The organism is Streptomyces sp. NPDC091292 (genome assembly GCF_044757265.1).
Classification (GTDB): domain Bacteria; phylum Actinomycetota; class Actinomycetes; order Streptomycetales; family Streptomycetaceae; genus Streptomyces.
On record NZ_JBIVUQ010000029.1, the window covers coordinates 42477 to 63201 of the forward strand.

17 protein-coding genes are annotated in these 20725 nt (G+C 69.2%); all 17 read left to right on the forward strand.

The window, feature by feature from the left end:
- Positions 1-362 precede the first annotated feature (362 nt).
- Complete coding sequence (locus tag ACIQNU_RS40020; RefSeq protein ID WP_401376451.1) at positions 363-797, forward strand: DUF1428 family protein; 435 nt, start codon at positions 363-365, stop codon at positions 795-797.
- Complete coding sequence (locus ACIQNU_RS40025; RefSeq protein WP_401376454.1) at positions 794-2104, forward strand: MFS transporter; 1311 nt, start codon at positions 794-796, stop codon at positions 2102-2104. Before ACIQNU_RS40020 ends, ACIQNU_RS40025 begins: the two co-directional genes overlap by 4 nt.
- A gap of 30 nt (positions 2105-2134) precedes the next feature.
- Positions 2135-2677, forward strand: coding sequence for an SRPBCC family protein (locus ACIQNU_RS40030; RefSeq protein WP_401376457.1), 543 nt, complete (start codon positions 2135-2137; stop codon positions 2675-2677).
- A complete protein-coding gene (locus ACIQNU_RS40035; protein WP_401376460.1) occupies positions 2674-3144 on the forward strand; it encodes an SRPBCC domain-containing protein in 471 nt (156 codons plus the stop codon). The genes ACIQNU_RS40030 and ACIQNU_RS40035 overlap by 4 nt, the downstream gene beginning before the upstream one ends.
- 70 nt (positions 3145-3214) lie before the next feature.
- Positions 3215-3949, forward strand: coding sequence for an SDR family NAD(P)-dependent oxidoreductase (locus ACIQNU_RS40040; RefSeq protein WP_401376463.1), 735 nt, complete (start codon positions 3215-3217; stop codon positions 3947-3949).
- Positions 3946-4734 carry a class I SAM-dependent DNA methyltransferase gene (locus ACIQNU_RS40045; RefSeq protein ID WP_401376466.1) on the forward strand — a complete coding sequence of 263 codons (789 nt, stop codon included), beginning with the start codon at positions 3946-3948 and terminating at the stop codon, positions 4732-4734. Before ACIQNU_RS40040 ends, ACIQNU_RS40045 begins: the two co-directional genes overlap by 4 nt.
- Before the next feature lie 103 nt (positions 4735-4837).
- Entirely contained in the window at positions 4838-5959 is a 1122-nt protein-coding gene (locus ACIQNU_RS40050; protein WP_401376469.1) for a ScyD/ScyE family protein, read from the forward strand.
- Complete coding sequence (locus ACIQNU_RS40055; RefSeq protein WP_401376472.1) at positions 5956-7416, forward strand: ABC1 kinase family protein; 1461 nt, start codon at positions 5956-5958, stop codon at positions 7414-7416. Before ACIQNU_RS40050 ends, ACIQNU_RS40055 begins: the two co-directional genes overlap by 4 nt.
- Positions 7417-7560: 144 nt before the next feature.
- Positions 7561-8133, forward strand: a complete 573-nt coding sequence (locus tag ACIQNU_RS40060) for a hypothetical protein (protein ID WP_401376475.1) — start codon at positions 7561-7563, stop codon at positions 8131-8133.
- A 141-nt stretch (positions 8134-8274) separates the two neighbouring features.
- The gene (locus ACIQNU_RS40065; protein ID WP_401376477.1) at positions 8275-8652 is read left to right on the forward strand and encodes a hypothetical protein; all 378 of its coding nucleotides are present in this window, start codon (positions 8275-8277) and stop codon (positions 8650-8652) included.
- 107 nt (positions 8653-8759) lie between these two features.
- On the forward strand, positions 8760-9482 hold the full coding sequence (locus ACIQNU_RS40070) for a DUF899 domain-containing protein (RefSeq protein WP_401376479.1): 723 nt from the start codon (positions 8760-8762) through the stop codon (positions 9480-9482).
- Between the two features lie 391 nt (positions 9483-9873).
- A complete protein-coding gene (locus ACIQNU_RS40075) occupies positions 9874-10797 on the forward strand; it encodes a DUF1702 family protein (protein WP_401376481.1) in 924 nt (307 codons plus the stop codon).
- A gap of 20 nt (positions 10798-10817) precedes the next feature.
- Positions 10818-12722, forward strand: a complete 1905-nt coding sequence (locus ACIQNU_RS40080; RefSeq protein ID WP_401376484.1) for a CRTAC1 family protein — start codon at positions 10818-10820, stop codon at positions 12720-12722.
- A gap of 5 nt (positions 12723-12727) precedes the next feature.
- Positions 12728-13705, forward strand: coding sequence for an enediyne biosynthesis protein (locus tag ACIQNU_RS40085; RefSeq protein ID WP_401376487.1), 978 nt, complete (start codon positions 12728-12730; stop codon positions 13703-13705).
- A complete protein-coding gene (locus ACIQNU_RS40090) occupies positions 13702-19602 on the forward strand; it encodes an SDR family NAD(P)-dependent oxidoreductase (RefSeq protein ID WP_401376489.1) in 5901 nt (1966 codons plus the stop codon). The genes ACIQNU_RS40085 and ACIQNU_RS40090 overlap by 4 nt, the downstream gene beginning before the upstream one ends.
- A 35-nt stretch (positions 19603-19637) precedes the next feature.
- Positions 19638-20099: an acyl-CoA thioesterase gene (locus ACIQNU_RS40095; RefSeq protein ID WP_401376491.1), complete on the forward strand. Its 462-nt coding sequence runs from the start codon at positions 19638-19640 to the stop codon at positions 20097-20099.
- On the forward strand, positions 20096-20638 hold the full coding sequence (locus ACIQNU_RS40100; RefSeq protein WP_401376494.1) for a flavin reductase family protein: 543 nt from the start codon (positions 20096-20098) through the stop codon (positions 20636-20638). Before ACIQNU_RS40095 ends, ACIQNU_RS40100 begins: the two co-directional genes overlap by 4 nt.
- The last annotated feature ends 87 nt before the right edge of the window (positions 20639-20725 follow it).

Below are 20725 nucleotides of genomic sequence, written 5' to 3' on the forward strand. Positions count from 1 at the left end.
TGAGGCAGGAAATGTCGGCGCTGGATCCGGTGGGGGAGTCCGGCCCGCGTCCGGAGGGGCGCGGTGGACGCGGTGGTGAGAGTCGGAACGCCGGGCGATGTCGTGTACCGGAGGCCCCGACCCTCTCCGCGCCCCGACGCGCCGTCACCGTGGACGGGTGTGGGCGACTCCCCGTCCCGTCGCTGCCTGACGGTTCGTCACCGCACGAAGACCCTCGGGCGGGGCACACGGGACCACCGCTCACCGCGTACACGCCCCTGCATGATCCTTGCCGAGTTACTACTCAATCGTATAGCCTCCACGGGGACAGCTCAGGTTGCCGGCCGACTTCGCGGCCCGATCTCGCTTGGGTGGTGGATTCCGTGTATCTCATCTGGTTCCTGCATCGGGTGCCCAGAGCACGCGAGGAGGATTTCCGCACCGTCGTCTACCAGGCAATCGAAGTGTTCCGACGGCACGGCGCAATCGGCGGCACCGTAATGGAGATGAGTGATCCGACGGCGAAATACGGCTGTTCGGCCATCGAGGCCGGCGTGGACGTCGCACCCGACGAGGTGCTCTACGCCGAACTCGCCTTCTTCCACGACCGCGCACACTACGACGAGGTCATGCCGAAGGTCGATGCCGACCCGGAGCTCGAAGAGCTGTACGGGACGCTCCTTCGGACAGTGGACATCAGCCGTATTCTGCGGGCCGAGTTCAGCACTCTGTTCGAGCTGGTGAACAGCGCGGAACGTGACCGACATCAGCGCACCCCGCGCAGCCAATGGCAACCAGCCCCTCAGGAGCAGACGTGACGGCGCAAGAACAGCAGACACACGGAGTACCGGCCGAGCCGGAATGGAACTTACGCGCGGTCACCTGGCTTTCCGGTGCGCAGTTCTTCATGTTCGGGATTGCCATCGGAGTAATGACGGTCGCCTGGGCGGAGGTGATCCGGTCCCTGGACATGAGTGACGGCTTCTTCGGGACCGCGCACCTGCTGCTGCCGGTCGTCGGCCTGGTGACCCTGCTCTCGGCGAAACGTCTGTACCGCCACTTCGACCACCGCCATCTCGGCATCTACGGTCAACTCGCGCTCATCGGCCTCCTCGTGATGCTGGCCGTGAGCACGAACTTCGTGGGACTGCTGGTCGCGTTCGTGCTCGCCGGGCTCGGTTCCGCGCTCGTCGACACCGCCGACAACAGCGTGTTCATGGAGATCGAGGCCCGCCGTGGCCGCGAAGTGATGAACGTGATGTACGCGATCAACAGCGCCGGCACAGTCATCAGCGCCCTGGGCGCGGGCGCGCTGATCAGCCTGGGCATGGACTACCGCTGGGTCGCCGTGCTGTTCGCCGCGACCATGGCGCCCGTACTCATCGCCTCGTTCCTGATCGCGTTCCCGCCGGTCGCCCGCGACGAAGCGCCTGCCTCCTCCGACGACTCCGACTCCTCCGCATCCTCCGCCTCCTCCGGCGACAGCCCCGATCCTGACGGTGACGTCGGTCTGCTGAAGCTGATGCGCAATCCGCTGTTCCGCGTCGTCTTCCTGATGACCGTCCTCGGCATCGCGGTCGAGAGCATCGTGCAGGTCTGGTCCGTCATCTACGTCGACCAACTGCTCGACGCGCCCATCGTCTACGGCGGCGCCGCGTTCGCCCTCTTCAGCCTGACCATGATGATCGGACGGCTGATCAACGCCTGGCTCGTCTCCACCCTGGGCATCCGCAAGTCGTTCCTGATCTCCGCGTTCGGCACCGCGCTCTCCGGAGCACTGCTGATGGCCGCCGTCGACCTCTGGCTGTCCGTGCTCGCCTTCCTGCTCATGGGCATCGCCATCGCGGGCGTGCAGCCGACATGTCTGAGCGCGTCCGCGCGCGTGGCGCCCAGCCGGGTCAACCTGGTGGCGGCGGCGATGATGGTGCCCGCGTACGGCGCCTTCATCGCGACGCCGACCGCGTACGGCTGGCTCGCCGACGCGACCTCGCTCAACATCGCCATGGTGATCGTCGTGGGCGCGGGCGTCGGCATCGGGGTGCTCGCCCTCGGACGCCCGGTCGCCGAGGCCGACCGTACCGCCGACACGCCGACCGAAGTCGCGGTGTCCACCCCTCAGTCCTAGCTCGCCCTGCTCGCAGAAGCGGAGTTACTCATGAGCGGATCCCTCACGGCCCTGGGCACGGCCTCACGTACGCCGAAGCGGGCGAGGCTGGTCCGGGTCCTCCCGGCCTCCGCCGACCAGGTCTGGGCGTCCTGGACCGACCCGGACCTCCTGCCCGGCTGGTTCGGCCCGGTGCTGAGCGGCGTGCCGGGGCCCGAGCAGAAGTTCGTGCTCGAAGGGCGCGGCCAGCACGGCGACACGATCGACTGCCGCGTGCTGACCTGGGAACCCAGCTCCGTACTGGAGTTCACCTGGTGCTACATCGGGGAGACCGCCGACTCCGTCATCCGTCTCGAACTGTCTCCCGCGGACGACGGCGCCACCCGGCTCGTCCTGGAGCACACGGGCTTCGGGCCGGAGGCCGACCCCGTGGACTACGCCGCCGGCTGGCACATGTACACCGACAACCTCGAAGCCCGGCTCGCCGGCACGCCCGGTGTGCCGGACTCCGACGCGCGCTGGATGGAACTCATCCCCGTCTACGCCGACACGACCGAACAAGCGAACCCAGCACAAGGAGAAACCGCACCATGACGCACGCAGACGAGAGCGGCAGCCCGCAGGATCCCGTTCTGGTCCCCGACATCTTGCACTCCACACTGGTCCGCGCGGCGCCCCACGACGTCTTCGCCCTGCTCTCCAGCGGCGACGGGTGGGACAAGTGGTTCACCGACGGCTCGACGTTCGAGGCGCGCGTGGGCAGCCCGGTACACCTGGTGTGGCGCGGCTGGAGTGACGACGGCAGCGACATCACGGACGACGGCGAAGTGAAGGAGTGCGTGCCCGACAAGCGGTTCGCCCTCACTTGGGGCACACCGCCTTCGCTGGTCACGTTCACCACCGAGGAACACGTGAACGGCACCTGGCTGCAGGTCGTGGAGACCGGCCTCCCGCAGACCAGGGCCGGGCTCGACAGGTTCGGCCAGTGCGCGACCGGCTGGGGAGAGGCACTGACCCTGGTCCGCTGCTACGCAGAGCACGGCATCCGCCTCTCCACCTGAACGGCGTAAGTCTCTCCACCTGAACGGCATCCGCGTCTCCATCCGAGCAGACCGAGGAGCTGACGTTCTTATGACGCATCCGAACCGGCAAACGCGAGTCGCGCTGATCACCGGCGCGAGTACCGGCCTTGGCGAGACGCTTGCCGAATTCCTCAGCGGCCTCGGCTGGAGCGTGATCCTCACCGCACGGACCGAGTCCGACCTGGCCGTCGTCGCCAAGCGACTGACGGACCAGGGCGGGACGGTCGTCGCCCTGCCGGGTGACGTCGGTGAGGCCGCGCACCGCGAGAGACTGATCGCCGCGGCGACGACCCTCGGCCGACTGGACTGGCTGGTCAACAACGCCTCCCAGATGGGCGTCAGCCCGATCCGGCCCCTGCTGGACCATCCGCTGACATCGTTCGAGGCCGTCCTGCGGACCAACGTCGTCGCACCCGTGGCCCTCGCCCAACTGGCGCTGCCGCTCCTGAAGGAGACCGGTGGGCTGGTGGTCAACCTGTCCAGCGAAGCCGCCGTGGACGTCTTCCCGTGCGCCGGGATCTACGGCGCCAGCAAGGCCGCGCTGGACCAGGCCTCGCGGATCATCGCGGCCGAGAACGCCGACTCCGGCATCGGTGTGACCCTTGTCGACCCGGGCGGCATCCGCACCCGAGGCTACGAAGAGGCGGAGCCCGGGTTCGACCTGACCGGCGTGCCGTACCCGGACGTCACCCTGCCGTTCTGGAAGTGGCTGATCGAGCGGTCACCCGGCGAGGTCAACGGCCAGCGGTACCTGGCACAGGCCGGCCCGTGGGACGCGCGGTGAGCCCCCTGCCCGTACCCGATGCCGGATACGAACTTCCGTACAGCGCGCTCGCCCGTGTCTACGACCGGTGGATGGCGGCGGACAAGGTTCCGTACGACCAGTGGTTCGCCTTCACCAAGGAACGGTTCGACGAGGCCGGCTTCGCGGTGAAGACGGTGCTCGACGTGTGCTGCGGGACCGGCATGACGATACGGACACTCCAGGACCAGGGGTTCCAGGTCACCGGTGTCGACGCCTCGGCGTCGATGCTGGACATCGCCCGCGCGCGCACCGATCCCGGCACCGAGCTGCGGCAGCTCACCCTGCCCGATGAACGGCTCGCGGAGCTGGGCCCCTTCGACGCGGCGCTCGTCTGCTTCGACGGGGCGAACTACCTGACCGGCGAGGGCGCCCTCACCGCCACACTGCGCCAACTCGCCCGCTCCCTGCGACCCGGCGGAGTCCTCGTGTTCGACCTGAGCACCCGGCCGACCTTCGAATCCATCGACGGCCTCGGCGAGTTCGGCGAGGACTTCGGCGACTTCGCCTATGTGTGGAACACCCACCACCTCCCCGATTCGCCGTACTACGAGTACGTGGTGTCGCTGTTCGTTCCGGAGGGCGACGAAGACCTGTACCGACGCGTCGTCGAGCGGCACGCGCAGCGCTGGTTCTCGCGGGACGAGGTCGAACGCGCGCTGCGCGACGCGAACTTCACGGCCGTCACCGTGTCCGACAACTACACGAGTGGACCCGCCACCGACACCACACGGCGGGACACCTGGAGCGCCCGCCTCGCGACCTGACCGACCTGACCAAAGTGGTCGACCTGACCGACCTGACCGACCTGGCCGACCTGACCGACCTGGCCGATCTGACCCATTCCACGATGATGCCCTGGGGGCTCTGATGCTTCGCCGCCTGTGCACCACCACGCTCGCCGCCGCCCTGCTCACCGCCACGTTGACCAGCGCATCCTCGGCCTCATCGTCAAGTCCGCCGCTGTCGTCAGGCTCGCCGCACTCGTCGAGTCCCCGGCTCGAAGTGGTCGCCGACCACCTGGTGACCCCCCGAGGACTGACCTGGGACGCGAGACAGCACCGGGTCCTGGTCACCGAAGCGGGCAAGGGCGGCCCGGCGCCCTGCGCGGCCGGCGTCGGCGGATACCCCGCCTGCTTCGGCGCGACCGGCGCGATCACCGCGTACACCCCGAGGGACGACAAGGCCGTGCGCATCGCTCAGGGCCTTCCGTCGGTCATCAACGAGTTCAGCGTGCTCGGACTGCACGACATCGATGCCAGTGACGGCCGGATCTCCGTGGTGTTCGGCCTCGGCGGCCACATGTCCACCCGGGTGGGTCTGGGCGAGCAGGCGCACGGCCTCGCGCAGACCGGTGTGGTCGACCGGGCCGGAAAGCTCCGGCCCATCGGTGACCTGCTCGCGTTCGAGGAGAAGTACAACCCGCATCCGGCGGACGTCAACGCCAACGCCTACGGGCTGACCCGGGTGCCGGGCGGCACCCTGGTGGCCGAGGCCGGGGGCAACGGCATCCTGCGCGTCGGCGACAACGGCTCGGTGAAGCTGGTTGCCGCGCTGCCGGACCAGATCATCGACGGCGCGACCGTGGAATCCGTACCCACAGCGATCACCCCGGGCCCCGACGGCGCGTTCTACATCAGTGAGTACAGCGGCGAACCCACCCGTATCGGCGTGGCCCGGATCTGGCGTCTCGTCCCCGGGAAGTCCCCGGTGGTCGTGGCGCGCGGGTTCACCGGCGTCATCGACCTCGCCTTCGACCGGCAGGGCCGGATGCTGGTGCTTGAGCTGGCGGAGAAGGGCTTCGACGATCCCGACAGGACCGGGCGGCTGATCCGTGTCGAACGGGACGGCCGGCGGACCGTCCTCGCGCGCGAGGGACTGGAGCACCCCGGAGGCGTCGCCGTCGCGCCGAACGGTGACATCTACCTCACCAACCGGACGACCTCGCTGGGCGAGGCCACCGGGCAACTGCTGCGGTTGCGCTCCCGATGAGAGGTCCGTCGGACGACGTGCTGTTCTCCTGGACCGCCGGGAAACCGGGGCCGGCCGGGACACCGGAGCTGGCCGCGGAACCGAAAGCGGCGGCCGAGCTGCCCCGGGTCTCGACCGGGGCGGCGGCGCTCCGGCTCGGCCAGATCCTGGGGACGGCCGCCGGGGGGACCGTCCGTCAGGTGGCGCGGCGGTCGTGGCGGCGCCTGACCGGACGGCGGAGCGAGCGCGGCTGGCCGGAGGAGTTCGCGCGGATCATCGAACGACTCGGCCCGGCGTTCATCAAGTTCGCCCAGATCGCCAGTACCCGCGAGGACGTCATCCCCCCGCGCGCGTGCGGCGCGCTGAAACGCCTGCACGACGCGGTGGAACCGATGCGCCACGACGACGTGCACCGCGCGCTGACGGAGCACTTCGGACCGGACTGGCGGGACGTGCTGCGCGACTTCCGCCTTGAGCCACTCGGCTCGGGAAGCATCGCCTGCGTCTACCCGGCGCGGCTGGCCGACGGTACGCCGGTCGCGGTCAAGCTGCGGCGGCCCGACCTCACGGACGTCATGCGCCGCGACGTCGCCATCCTGTGCGCGGTCTTCGCGCTGACCGGTCGGCTCCCCGGCCTCCGCGGTGCCCCCCTGTCCGACATGGCACGGGCGGTCGGCGCGAGCGTGCTGCGCCAACTCGACCTCCAGGCGGAGGCGGAGAACCTGGCGCTGCTGTACGACGACCTGTCCACCCTCGAATTCGTCGCCGTGCCTGAACCCGTCGAAGAGCTGTGCGGGGAAGCGTGCGTCGTCATGAGCTTCGTGCCCGGCGTGCGTCACCGTGTCGACGTCGCCGAGCTGAGCCAGGAGCGCCGCCGGACGCTGGCCGACCAGACGCTGAGAGCCGTGTTCGAGATGCTGTTCTGCACCGGACTGGTCCACTGCGACCTGCACCCGGGCAATCTGCGCCTCGCACCCACGGGCTCGGTCGTGATCCTCGACGCCGGATTCGTCTACCGGACCCCCGAGGTGGTCCGGGAAAACCTGGCGCTGTTCTTTCTGAACCTCGGCTTCCGCAATGGTCCCCGGTGCGCCGACGCGGTACTGGCCAGCGCCGAACAGGTGGACAGCCGCAGCGACATCGAGGCGTTCGTCGCCGACATGACCCGTCTGGTGAACCGCTTCGGCGGCACCACCGCACGGGACTTCGACCTGATCGCGTTCTCCACGGAACTGTTCGCCAGTCAACGACGCAACGGCATCTACGCCTCGTCCGAGTTCGTGTTCCCGCTGCTCGCCCTGCTGATGGTGGAGGAGACCGTGCGGCGGTTGGACCCCGACGTGGACTTCCAGGCCATCGCCCGTCCCATCGTCTTCCGGGCAGCGTCGGGACGCCCGGCCGGAGAGCGACGCCGACGGCTCGAAAAGGAGGGCCGTTCACCAGGGTTGAGCGGCGCGGCTCTCCCCGAGGCAGGGTAGGAGGGACGTCCGGGGGCGACGTCCGGGGGCGATCTCCGGGGGCGACCCACTTTCCGGATCTGTGGCACTGCGCAATCGGGAGGAAGACTCCACGGCGGAGACCTGCTGAGATGAAGTCCCGTCTCCGTCACAGGAGGTACGCGCATGTCAGCCAGTACGGACGCCACGGATTCGCCGGTGCGGGCGCCGGGCAGGTTCGACGCACTCAACGGGCGGCTGCACCGGCCCGCGCTCCGGATCTTCATGATCATCGTGGTGGCCCACTGGGCCGAACACGTCGTTCAGGCCATTCAGATCTACGTCATGGGCTGGCCGGTCCCCGAGGCCCGCGGAGTCCTGGGGATCCCCTTCCCCTGGCTGGTCACCTCCGAGTGGATGCACTACGGATACGCCCTCCTCATGCTGGTGGGCTTCCTGATGCTGCGCCCCGGGTTCGCCGGCACCTCGCGGGTGTGGTGGAACACGGGGCTCGGCATCCAGGTGTGGCACCACTTCGAGCATCTCCTCCTGCTCCTCCAGGCCCTGACCGGCTCCTACCTCCTGGGCAGGTCCGCGCCGACGAGCATCATCCAGCTCATCGCGCCCCGCGTGGAGCTGCACCTCTTCTACAACGCCCTCGTCACCCTCCCCATGGTGATCGCCATGTACGTGCACAGCCGGCCCGCGAAGGCCGCCACAGCCTCTGTCGCACGGTGCCGCTGCGCCCTTGAGTACTAGCGGGGGCCGGGCATGCGCCGTTCTTCCCGCAGAAGGCCGTCCCACGGAATGCCGAGCCCGTCACGCAGAAGGCCGTCCCGAAGAAGACCGTCTCGCACCACCTCGATCGCCCTCCTGATCACCGCCTGCCTGCTCCTGTACGTGTCCCTGCCGAACCTCGGCAACGTCATGCGCGCCGCGACGGCCGACGGCACCGCCGGCCGGTTCACCGCCGAGCAGCTCCGGTGCGTGAGCCACGCCGCACACCGGAGTTGCCAGTGGTCCGGGACGTTCCGGTCCGACAACGCCGTGGTCCGGCGCCCCGACGTGACGCTGTACGGCAGCGGAAGGGATTCCCTCAGGACCGACCAGAGCGTCACGGCGGTGGATGTCGGAAATCCCGGACGGGTCTACCGTCCGCAGGGCTCGAATGAGTGGATCTTCACCGCTGTTCTTCTCCTGACCGGGTTCGGCCTTCTCTGGCAGCTCGGCAGACGGCACCTCATGCCACCACCGTTGCCACAGGCGTCCGCGCAATAGGCAAGGGGGAAGCTCCATCGGCGTGGATGTCGGCCGGGTGAGCAAGATTCATTCCGGTAAAGTTGCCGACTGGTGTGGTAAGTGCAACGAGGAGAGGTCGGCAAGCGATGAATCGTCCAGAGGTCGTGTCCAGGGACGAATGGCTGACGGCACGGAAAGAACTGCTCGCCCGGGAAAAGGCGTTCGACCGGGAGCGTGATGCGCTCAGCGCGCGGCGACGAGAACTCCCGATGGTCCAAATCACCGAGCCGTACGTGTTCGACGGCCCGGACGGCGAGGCCACCCTGCTCGATTTGTTCGACGGGCGAAGCCAACTGATTGTTTATCACTTCATGCTGGCGCCGGACTGGGACGCCGGATGTTCCGGCTGCTCGCTCCTGGCCGACAACCTCGGTCATCTGGCGCACCTGAACGCGGCCCGTACATCATTCGCCGCCGTGTCCCGTGCACCGCTGGCGAACATCACCAAGTTCCGTGAGCGCATGGGCTGGGAGTTCCCGTGGTACTCGTCCCACGGGACGTCGTTCAACTATGACTTCCACGTCACCATGGACGAATCGGTGACGCCGGTCCTGTTCAACTTCCGGAACAAGGAAGAACTGCGGGAAGCCGGCATCGGCTCATGGGCCCTGAGCGGTGAACAGCACGGGCTGAGTGTCTTTCTCCGTGAGGGCGACGACGTATTCCATACGTACTCGACCTATTCCCGGGGCACCGACCTGTTGAACGGCACCTTCAACTACCTCGACCTGACACCCCTCGGGCGCCAGGAGGAGGCGGGCATCATGAACTGGGTCCGTCACCATGACACCTACGGCGACGAGGACTGACCCGGCCGCGTCCCGGAAAAGCTGACCCGACAGCAGCTCGACAGCGGTTCCGGCAGCGGCCCGGCGGCAGTTACGACAGCGGTCCGGCAGTGCGGCGCCGGCACGTTCACGGTGTTTCGAGGGACGCGGATGCTTCGAGGGACGCATGGGGTTCGGGGGACTTCGCGCGGGCGCGGAGTCCCCCCGTACACCCGCCACTCCGGCAGCCTACGGTTCCCGACGCCCGCATAGTTGTTCCATCGTGCTCAGTAAGGTGCGCACGTTCCAAGTGGACAGGGGCGCAGATCATCCATGTACCTTCGGGGTTGGTTTACTGCAGCTGACCGAGGAAACTCGACGAGGGCGGTAGAGCAAGGTGATCGGTGGTTTGCGTGCGCTCCGGCGCCGGATCATGACCCCTCCCCTGTCCAGTACGAGCCTGGAAGTGAGGGGCTTCAAGAAAAAGAACCTACAGGCGCAGGAACTACTGGAAACCATCGGCCGTACATTCCTCGAAGGCTACGGCCACGCCGTCCAGGCGCGTTCACCATTCGACGCCGAAGCCCGGCTTGAAGAAATTCCGGAGCAGTTCCGCGGATTCGCCTACGAAGGCGCGGCGATGGGGTGCGCCATGCTGGACGCGATACCCGGCAGCGGCGGACGGCGGTTGGCCCAACTGCTCGACGGGCGCGGCCGGGCACACGTCTACATGGTCAATGTGGGGATCGGCTGGGCCATGGCGCGGCTGCCGAAAGCCCTGAGGCCGAAGACCGACGGCACGGACCCGCTGCTGAGATGGCTCGTACTCGACGGATACGGCTTCCATCAGGCGTACTTCCGCACCGACCGCTATGTCCACCAGCAGTACCAGGAGGCCCGGTTCTCCTGGTCGCACGGCCCGACGTCCTCCGTGCACCACGCCATCGACCAGGGCATCGGCCGCGCGCTGTGGTTCGTCGGCGGCACCGACGTCGACGAAGTCGTGGCGCTCATCGACAAGTTCGCCGAGGCGCGGCGGGCCGACCTCTACAGCGGTGCGGGGCTGGCAGCCACCTACGCGGGCGGCGCCGACGAAGCAGAGCTGGAACACCTGCGCGAGCGAGCCGGGGCCCACCGCCCCCACCTCCTTCAGGGTTCGGCATTCGCGGCGGAGGCACGGGAGCGGGCCGGCCTGTCCGTGGCCCACACGCACACCGCCACCAAGGTGCTGTGCCGCATGGATACGCAGGAGGCATCCCTTCTCTGCAGGGAATTGCGCCCCGTGTCATCCGATCGCGTCGACGCGTCGTCGTACGAGGAATGGCGTCAGCGCATCGCCGAAACGTTCATTTCGTAGGGGGAGGTGCTAGCTACGTGATGTCAGTGCGTTCCCGGCTCCGCCGGAATATTCCCGGAATCGTCGCCCTGCTGCTCATGGTGGGTACGTACATTGTGGTGCTCCCGCCGACAACGTCGGCTGCTCAAAAGGCGAGTCTGGCGGAAGCGTACGCGTTCACGCAGAAATCCATCGGCATGCCCGAAGGATTGAAACAGCAGCACATTCGCAAGGTGAACAAGGCGTACCAGCACATCGAAGCGTGGATATCCTCGGTGGGCGCCGGTATCGCCATGAACGATGTCGACGGCGACGGTCTCTCCAACGACCTGTGCATCACCGACCCCCGGACCGATCAGGTCACCCTGACCCCGGTGCCCGACGAACGCGTGGGCCGGTACAAGCCGTTCGTGCTGGACCCCGCCCCGCTTCCCATGGACGACCTCATGGCACCCATGGGCTGCGTCGCCGGCGACTTCAACGAGGACGGACGCACCGACCTCCTCGTCTACTACTGGGGCCGGACACCCGTGATCTTCCAGGGCCGCTCCGATGGGGGCCCGCTGAGTGACGGCTCCTTCGAGCCCACCGAGCTGGTGGCCGACGTCGGCGACCAGACGTACACAGGGCCCCGGTGGCACAGCAACGCCGCCACGATCGCGGACTTCGACGGCGACGGCCACGACGACATCTACATCGGCAACTACTTCCCGGACTCACCGGTGCTCGACCCGTCGAAGGACGGCGGCGTGGTGATGAACGACTCGCTGTCCAACGCCCACAACGGCGGCGAGGACCACATCCTGCGGTGGACGAAGGGCGGCTTCACACCGGCTCCCGACGCCCTGCCGAAGGAGACCCGGAACGGCTGGACGCTCGGGGTGTCCGCGACCGACCTCGACGGCGACCAGCTCCCCGAGCTGTACATCGCCCACGACTTCGGCACATCGCGGCTCCTCCACAACCGGTCCACACCGGGCGACATCGGCTTCGCCGAGGTCGAAGGTCCGCGCGACCCCATGGTCCCCAAGTCCAAGCGCGTGGGCGGCAGTTCCTTCAAGGGCATGGGCGTCGACTTCGGCGACCTCGACCAGGACGGCCTCTACGACATCTTCGTCAGCAACATCACCACGTCGTTCGGCCTCCAGGAAAGCAACTTCACCTTCATGAACACGGCCGGCGGCCTGCCCGACGTGCGCAGCAGGATGCTGAAGGGCGAAGCCCCGTACGAGGACCGCAGCGCACCCATGGATCTCGCCTGGTCCGGCTGGAGCTGGGACGTCAAGATGGGCGACTTCGACAACGACAGCCAGTTGGAGATCACCCAGGCCACCGGCTTCGTCAAGGGCAAGAAGAACAGGTGGGCCCAGCTCCAGGAGCTGGCCACGTCCAACGACGGTCTGCTCGCCGACCCCGCCTGGTGGCCGCACGTCCGGCGCGGCGACGACCTCGCCGGCAGCCAGACCCTGCGATTCTTCGCCAAGGGCGAGGACGGCCGCTATACGAATCTCTCGTCGGAGCTGGGTCTCGCCGTCCCCATCCCGACCCGCGGTATCGCCGTCGGCGACGCGGACGGCGACGGCAGGCTCGACCTCGCCGTGGCGCACCAATGGGCCGAACCGGCCTTCTACCGCAACGAGAGCCCGGACACCGGCGACTTCCTGGGGCTGAAGCTCACGCACCCCTCCGGCTCCCCCGTCGTCGACGCCCAGGCGACCGTGGTCCTGGCGGACGGCACCCGGCGGGTCAGCCGCGTCGACGGCGGCGGCGGCCACTCCGGCAAGCGCAGCCACGACGTACACATCGGCCTCGGCGACCAGGGCGACGCACCCGTGAAGGTACAGCTGCGGTGGCGGGACCGCACCGGAGAGACCCACGAACAAGAACTTCGGCTGAGCCCCGGCTGGCACGCGCTGCAGCTCGGGTCCGATGTCAAGGAGAGGTGACGGACATGGCCGAGGCACCAACCGCGCCACCGCGGCACGACCCGAAAATCGTCACGGCACTGCGCCGCTTCGCCATCTCGATCACCGTCCTCAACATCTTCGGCTACGCGGTGCTCGGCTTCGAACAGCCCTGGATCTGGCCGGTCATCGCCGTCGCCGTCGGCTACACGGTCGAGACGGTGCTGGAGTACATCGGGGCCCGCGTGGAGGGACGCGCGCCGCGCTTCGCGGGCGGCGGCTTCCGCGGGGTGCTGGAGTTCCTCTACCCCAGCCACATCACCGCGCTCGCCGTCAACATGCTGCTCTACGTGAACGACCGGGTCTGGGTGATGATCTTCGGCGTCATCGTCGCGGTCGGCGCCAAGTGGGTCCTGCGCGCCCCGGTGCGCGGGAAGATGCGGCACTTCATGAATCCGTCGAACTTCGGTATCTCCGTGGTCCTGCTGCTCTTCCCGTGGTCGAGCATCGCCCCGCCGTACCAGTTCACGGAGTACACGGACGGGGCGGTCGACTGGCTCATCCCCGCGGCCATCGTCGCCCTCGGCACCATGCTCAACGCCAAACTCACCGGCCGCATGTGGCTGATCGGGGGATGGCTGAGCGTGTTCGTCCTCCAGGCGGTCGTGCGCGGGGTCCTCTTCGACACGGCGATCCTCTCCGCGCTGGGCATGATGACCGGGGTGGCGTTCGTCCTCTTCACGAACTACATGATCACCGACCCCGGCACCACTCCGTCCCGCCCCGTCGCCCAGGTCGCGTTCGGCGGCGGCGTCGCCCTGGTGTACGGGATCCTCACCGCCGTCGGCATCACGTACGGCCTCTTCTTCGCGACCGCGGCCGTCTGTCTCATCCGCGGCGGCTACCTGTACATGGTGCACCTGGCCGGAAGGCACACCGTGCCGAGCGCGGCGCAGGTCCCGGACCGCACCATCGGCGCGCCCGGCCCCGTCCAGGGAGCCGGGAAGGAATCGGTGGCGGTATGACCAGGGTCGCCATCGTCGGCATGGCCTGCCGTTTCCCCGACGCGACGACCGTGCGCGAGCTGTGGGACAACGCGGTGGCCGGCCGGCGGGCCTTCCGCCGGATCCCCGACGTACGCATGCGTCTGGACGACTACTGGGACCCCGATCCGGCCGCTCCCGACCGCTTCTACACCCGGACCGCCGCCGTCCTGGAGGACTTCGCGTTCGACCGGATCGCCTACAAAGTCGCCGGCAGTACTTACCGTTCCACGGACCTCACCCACTGGCTCGCCCTGTCCACCGCCGCCGGCGCGCTGGCCGACGCCGGGTTCCCGGCGGGCGACGGGCTGCCTCGCGCGCGTACCGGCGTGGTCGTCGGCAACACACTGACCGGCGAGTTCACGCGCGCCAACACCATGCGACTGCGGTGGCCCTACGTACGGCGTGTGCTCGCCGCCGCCCTCAAGGAACAGCAGTGGGGCGACGACCGCCTGGCCGACTTCCTCGGCGGCGTCGAAGAGGCGTACAAGCAGCCGTTCCCGGCCGTGGACGAGGACTCGCTGGCGGGTGCCCTGTCGAACACCATCGCGGGACGCATCTGCAACCACTTCGACCTCAACGGCGGCGGCTACAGCGTCGACGGCGCATGCTCCTCGTCCCTGCTGTCGGTCACCACGGCGAGCACGTCGCTGCTGAGCGGTGACCTCGATGTCGCCGTGGCGGGCGGCGTCGACCTGTCCATCGACCCGTTCGAGGTCATCGGTTTCGCCAAGACCGGAGCGCTGGCCAGGTCGGAGATGCGCGTGTACGACCGCGGCTCCAACGGGTTCTGGCCGGGCGAGGGCTGCGGCATGGTCGTCCTGATGCGCGAGGAGGACGCCCTGACCGCGGGCAAGCGTGTCTACGCGACCATCGCGGGCTGGGGAATCGCATCCGACGGGCAGGGAAGCATCACGCGGCCCCAGGCGGGCGGCTACCGGCTCGCCCTCAGCCGCGCCTACGACCGGGCCGGGTTCGGGATCGACACGGTGCCTCTCTTCGAGGGGCACGGCACCGGCACCGCCGTCGGGGACGCCAACGAACTCGGAGCACTCATGGCGGCCCGGGGCCAGGCCGCCGCCGACGCACCGGCCGCCGCCATCAGCTCCGTCAAGGGCATGATCGGCCACACCAAGGCCGCCGCCGGAGTCGCCGGCCTGATCAAGGCCGCGATGGCGCTGGACGCGCGCATCCTCCCGCCCACCGTCGGCTGCGTGGACCCGCACGACCTGCTCACCGACGCGCACGCCGGCCTGCGCGTCCTGCGCAACGCGGAACCCTGGCCGCAGGGCGCACCCCTGCGCGCGGGCGTCACCGCCATGGGTTTCGGCGGAATCAACACACACGCCGTACTCGACAGACCCGCACCCCGCCGTACGCCACCGAGCCGGCGCACCGCCACTCTCATCAGCTCACCGCAGGACTGCGAACTGCTGCTCCTGGACGCCGAGTCACCCACAGCGCTGCGCGACCGCATCGCCCAGGTCGCCGACTTCGTCCCCCAACTGTCGTACGCACAGCTCACCGACCTGGCGAGCACCCTGCAACGGGAGCTGCGGGAACTGCCGTACCGCGCGGCTGCGGTCGTGACGTCGCCGGACGACGCCGAACGCCGGCTGCGGCAGTTGATGGAGACGGTGGAGCAGGGCGGGACGACGCTGTTCGCGCCCGACGGACGCAGCTTCCTCGGGAAGGCCGACGAGGCCGGCCGTATCGGGTTCCTCTTCCCGGGCCAGGGCACCGGCCAGGGCGCCGGTCGAGGCGCCGGACGGGGCTCCGGATGGGGGCCGGGCGGCTTCGCCGGTGGCGGTGCGCTGCGCCGGCGCTTTCCGCTTGCCGCCGCCGTCCACGAGCGGGCCGGGCTGCCCGAAGGCGGCGACCAGGTGGCGACCGACGTCGCCCAGCCACGGATCGTCACGGCGGCGACGGCCGGCCTGCGGGTCATGGAGTGGCTGGGCGTGGACGCGGACGTCGCCGTCGGCCACAGCCTGGGTGAACTCGCCGCGCTGCACTGGGCGGGCGCCATGGACGGTGACACCTTGCTGGCGGCGGCCCGGGTGCGCGGCGCCGCCATGGCCGCGCACAGCGCGTCGGGCACCATGGCCTCGCTCACGGCGGCCCCGGCGGCGGTCCGGGATCTGACGGACGGAATCCCCGTCGTCATCGCCGGATACAACGGTCCCCGGCGGACGGTCGTCGCCGGCGCCGTCGACGCCGTGGAGGCCGTCGCACGCAGGGCCACGGACGCGGGCATCGCCTGTACCCGGCTCGCCGTGTCCCACGCCTTCCACTCCCCGCTGGTCGAACCGTCCGCCACCGTCTTCGGGGACTGGCTCGACGAGACACCGTTCGGGGCTGTCGAGCGCCGGGTCATTTCCACGGTCACGGGACAGGAACTGACGACGGACACCGATGTTCCCAAATTGCTACGCGCGCAGATCACCGATCCGGTGCTGTTCGACCAGGCGGTACGGACGGCGGCCCGCGATGTCGACCTGTTCGTGGAGGTCGGCGCGGGGCGGGTGCTCAGCACTCTCGTGGCCGAGGCGACCGGCGTACCGGCGGTCGCGCTGGACACCGACGACACGTCGCTGCGCGGCTTGTTGGGCGTGGTCGGGGCCGCGTATGTCATCGGTACGCCGTTGATGCACGAGCGGCTGTTCTCGGACCGGCTGGTACGCCCGCTGCGGATCGGCGCCGAGATCAGCTTTCTGACCAGCCCCTGCGAGCAGGTGCCGCCGGACGGTCGGTCGTTCGCCCGGTCGACGCACTCCGATCGGCCGACTCGTCCAGAGGGTGTCGGAGGGGGCCTCGCCCAAGAGGCCGCCGCTGCCCCCGACGAGCAGGCGGAGAGCGCCGCAGGGCAGTCGGCGCTCGGCGTGCTGCGCGCACTCGTGGCGGAGCGGGCCGAACTCCCCGCCGACCTGGTGCAGGACGACAACCGCCTCCTCGACGACCTGCACATGAGCAGCATCACCGTGGGACAGATCGTCAACCAGGCCGCCACCCGGCTCGGCCTCGCGACGGCGCACGCGCCGGCCAACTTCGCCACGGCGACGGTGAGTGAACTCGCCGAGGCCCTTGAGTCGCTGGCCTCCACCGCCCAGGCGGGCGACGCCGGGACCGTCCCCCTCGTCCAGGGCTCCGCCTCCTGGGTGCGCGCCTTTGCTGTTGAACTTGAGGAAGTACCCCTGACTCCCGCCACGACCGCGCCCCAGGAGGGCGCCTGGGAGCTGTTCGCCGAGGAGAGCCATCCCTTCGCGCGGGCGCTGCACAGGGCGCTGGAGAGCGCCGGAGTGGGACCTGGTGTCCTGGTCTGCCTGTCCCCGCAGTGCCCACCGGAACAGATCGCGCGGGCGCTCAAGGGCGCGCAACGCGCGCTGGCGGGCGATCACGGGCACCGTTTCGTCCTGGTCCAGCACGGCCGGGGCGCGGCCGGGCTGGCGAAGACCCTGCATCTGGAAGCTCCCCGGGTGCGCACGACCGTCGTGGACATCCCCGTGACCGCCGATGACGTCCTCGCGCGCGTGGTGGCCGAAGTGTCCGCGACCACACGGTTCACCGAGGTCCATTACGACGCGGCAGGGATACGCCGGGTGCCGACCCTGCGCGCATTGCCGATGCGCGGCGAGCCCACCGTTCCCACAGGGAAGGTGCTGGACGCCTCCGACGTCCTCCTGGTCACCGGGGGAGGCAAGGGCATCACAGCGGAGTGCGCACTGGCTGTCGCCCTCGACAGCGGAGTCCGGCTCGCGATCGTCGGCCGCTCCGATCCCGCCCAGGACGAAGACCTCGCCAAGAACCTGCAACGGATGGCCGACCGTGGTGTGACCGTGCGCTACGCGTGCGCCGACGTCACCGACGCCGGGCGTGTGCGTACCGCCGTCGCCGAACTCACCGGGCAACTCGGGCCGGTCACGGCGGTGCTGCACGGCGCGGGACGCAACGAGCCCGCGGCTCTCGCCGACCTCACCATGGCGGACTTCGAACGTACCTTCGCGCCGAAGGTCGACGGGCTGCGGACCGTCCTTGACGCGGTCGACGAGAACACCCTCAAGCTCCTCGTCACCTTCGGCAGCATCATCGGCCGCTCGGGCCTGCGCGGCGAAGCGCACTACGCCACCGCCAACGAATGGCTGGCCGACCTCACACAGGAGGAGGCGCACGCCCGACCGCGGTGCCGTGTCCTGTGTCTGGAGTGGTCGGTGTGGTCCGGTGCCGGCATGGGCGAGAAGCTGTCCGTCGTCGAGTCCCTGGCGCGTGACGGCATCACGCCGATCTCTCCCGAACAGGGCGTGGAGATGCTGCTCCGCCTGATCGGCGACCCCGACGCGCCCGCGGTCACGGTCATCAGCGGTCGTACGGGGGAGATCGCGACCATTCGGCGTGAGCAGCCCCCGCTTCCGCTGCTGCGGTTCACCGTCAACCCGCTCGTCCGCTACCACGGTGTCGAGCTGGTCACCGAGGCCGAACTGAACGTGGGAACCGATCCCTACCTCGGTGACCATCTCCTGGAGGGCAGCCTGCTGCTGCCGGCCGTGATCGGCATGGAAGCCATGTGCCAGGTCGCCGCCGCGGCCACCGGGTGGACCGGCGTCCCGGTGCTGGAGGAGGTGCGGTTCCTGCGCCCGCTCGTCGTACCGCCGAACGGCACCGCCACCGTGCGCATCGCCGCCACGGTCACCGCCGCCGACACCGTGGACGTGGCCATTCACGCCGAGGAGTCCGGCTTCGCGACGGACCATTTCCGGGCCCGCCTGGTCTATCGGGAGGCCGGGGTCCCCGACGGGCCGCCCTCGCCCGCCGAATCGGGCCTTCCCACGGTGCCACTGGCCCCCGCGGACGACCTGTACGGCAGCGTCCTCTTCCAGGGCGACCGCTTCCAGCGGCTGCGGCGCTTCCACCGGATCTCGGCATGGCACGTCGACGCCGATGTGGCCCTGAGCGGGGCGACCGGATGGTTCGCCGACTACCTGCCCGGCACGCTGCTCCTGGCCGACCCCGGCATGCGGGACGCGCTGATGCACGGCAACCAGGTGTGCGTGCCCGACGCCACCCTGCTGCCTTCGAGCATCGAACGGCTGTATCCGCTCGCCTCCGGCACCGCGCTGCCCGATGAACTGCGCTACTGCGCCGTCGAACGGGACCGCGAGGGCACCACCTATGTGTACGACATCGCGGCACACGCTCCGGACGGCACCGTGGTGGAACGCTGGGAGGGCCTGCGGCTGACGGCGGTACGCACCGGTGCCTACGGCGGACCGTGGGCACCGCCGCTGCTCGGACCCCACCTGGAGCGGGCCGTGGAGGACCTGCTCGGGGTACGGGTCTCGATCGCGGTGGAACCGCATGACGCGAACGGGCCCGCACACGACGGAGCCCGTGGCCTCCGTACGGCGCAGGCGGCAGGGCGCGCCCTGGGCCGGCGGACCACGGTCGCCCACCGACCTGACGGGCGGCCGGAACTCCCCGGTGACCGGTCGGTCTCCGCCTCGCACGCGGCGGGAGTCACGCTCTGCGCGGTCGCCGATTCGACCGTGGGCTGCGACATCGAGGTGGCCACCGCCCGGTCCGCCGCCGAGTGGGACGGGCTGCTCGGCGGGCACGGGCCTCTGGCCTCCGTGGTGGCGGGGGAGACGGGATGGGACCACGACACCGCGGCCACCGGGGTGTGGGCCGCACTGGAATGCCTCCAGAAGGTCGGCGCCACCACGCACGCACCGCTCACCCTGGTACCGCGCGGGGCCGACGGATACGCGGTCCTCGCCTCCGGCAGCCTTCGGATCGTGGCACTGGCGACCAGACTGCGCGACATTCCGCAGCCCGTCGTGTTCGCGATCCTGACCGGGGAACCGGAGGCCAGGGGAAAGACCGCGTAACCCGTTCGGAACCCCAGGAAAACAGGGAGCGAACCATGGCGGACTACTTCGAATACCGGCATGTCGTCGGCTTCGAGGAAACCAATCTCGTCGGCAATGTCTACTACGTCAACTATCTGCGGTGGCAGGGACGGTGCCGCGAAATGTTCCTCAAGACCCATGCGCCGGACGTACTCGCCGATGTGCTCGCGGACCTCAAGTTGTTCACGCTGAAGGTCGACTGCGAATTCTTCGCCGAAATCAGCGCGTTCGACGAGCTGTCCGTCAGGATGCGATTGACCGAACTCGTCCAGACGCAGCTGGAGTTCAGCTTCGACTATGTGAAACTCGATACCGAGGGGACGGAGAAGCTGGTCGCGCGCGGCAGGCAGCGGGTCGCGTGCATGCGCGGTCCGAGTAACGCCACGGTTCCGACCATGGTCCCCGAAGCACTGGTCCAGGCACTGGAAGCGTACGCTCCGGCGACCGCCATGACCCGAAGGGGACGGGCCGCGTGAGTATTCTTCCGGCACCGGCTCCTTATGACAGGAAGGCCGAGGAGTTACGCGGTGCTTTCGGGGCGTTCGCCACCGGCATCACCGTGGTGACGGTGGGCGGCGCCACTCCGCGCGGCATGACGGCGAACTCCTTCACATCCGTCTCACTTGATCCGCCGCTGGTGCTTGTCTGCGTGCACCACGACGCGGTCATGCATCAATCCCTGAGTTCCGCACGCCACTTCGGTGTCTCGGTGCTCAGCGCCTCCCAGGAGGCAGTGGCCCGGCATTTCGCCGACCATTCCCGTCCCCTGGGTCGGCAGCAATTCGAGAACGTCGGCTGGACGCGCGGCGCCCGTACCGGCGCCCCGCTGATCGACGGCGCTCTCGCACATTTCGAATGTGAGAGATGGCGCGACTACGAAGGCGGAGATCACACCATTTTCCTCGGCGCGGTCCGTGCCTTCGAGCGGCAGGAGGCGCAGCAGGACGCCTTGGTGTTCTCCGAGGGGCGGTTTCGCCGTCTTGCCCCGCAGTCGGTAACTCCGCGGCGCGCGTAGGCGCCGCCAGTCCCGTAGCCGGCATGGCTGCCGGCAGCTGGCACAGGTCCGACCGGCATGGCCGGAGCGCCGCCCCCGTGCGGCGCC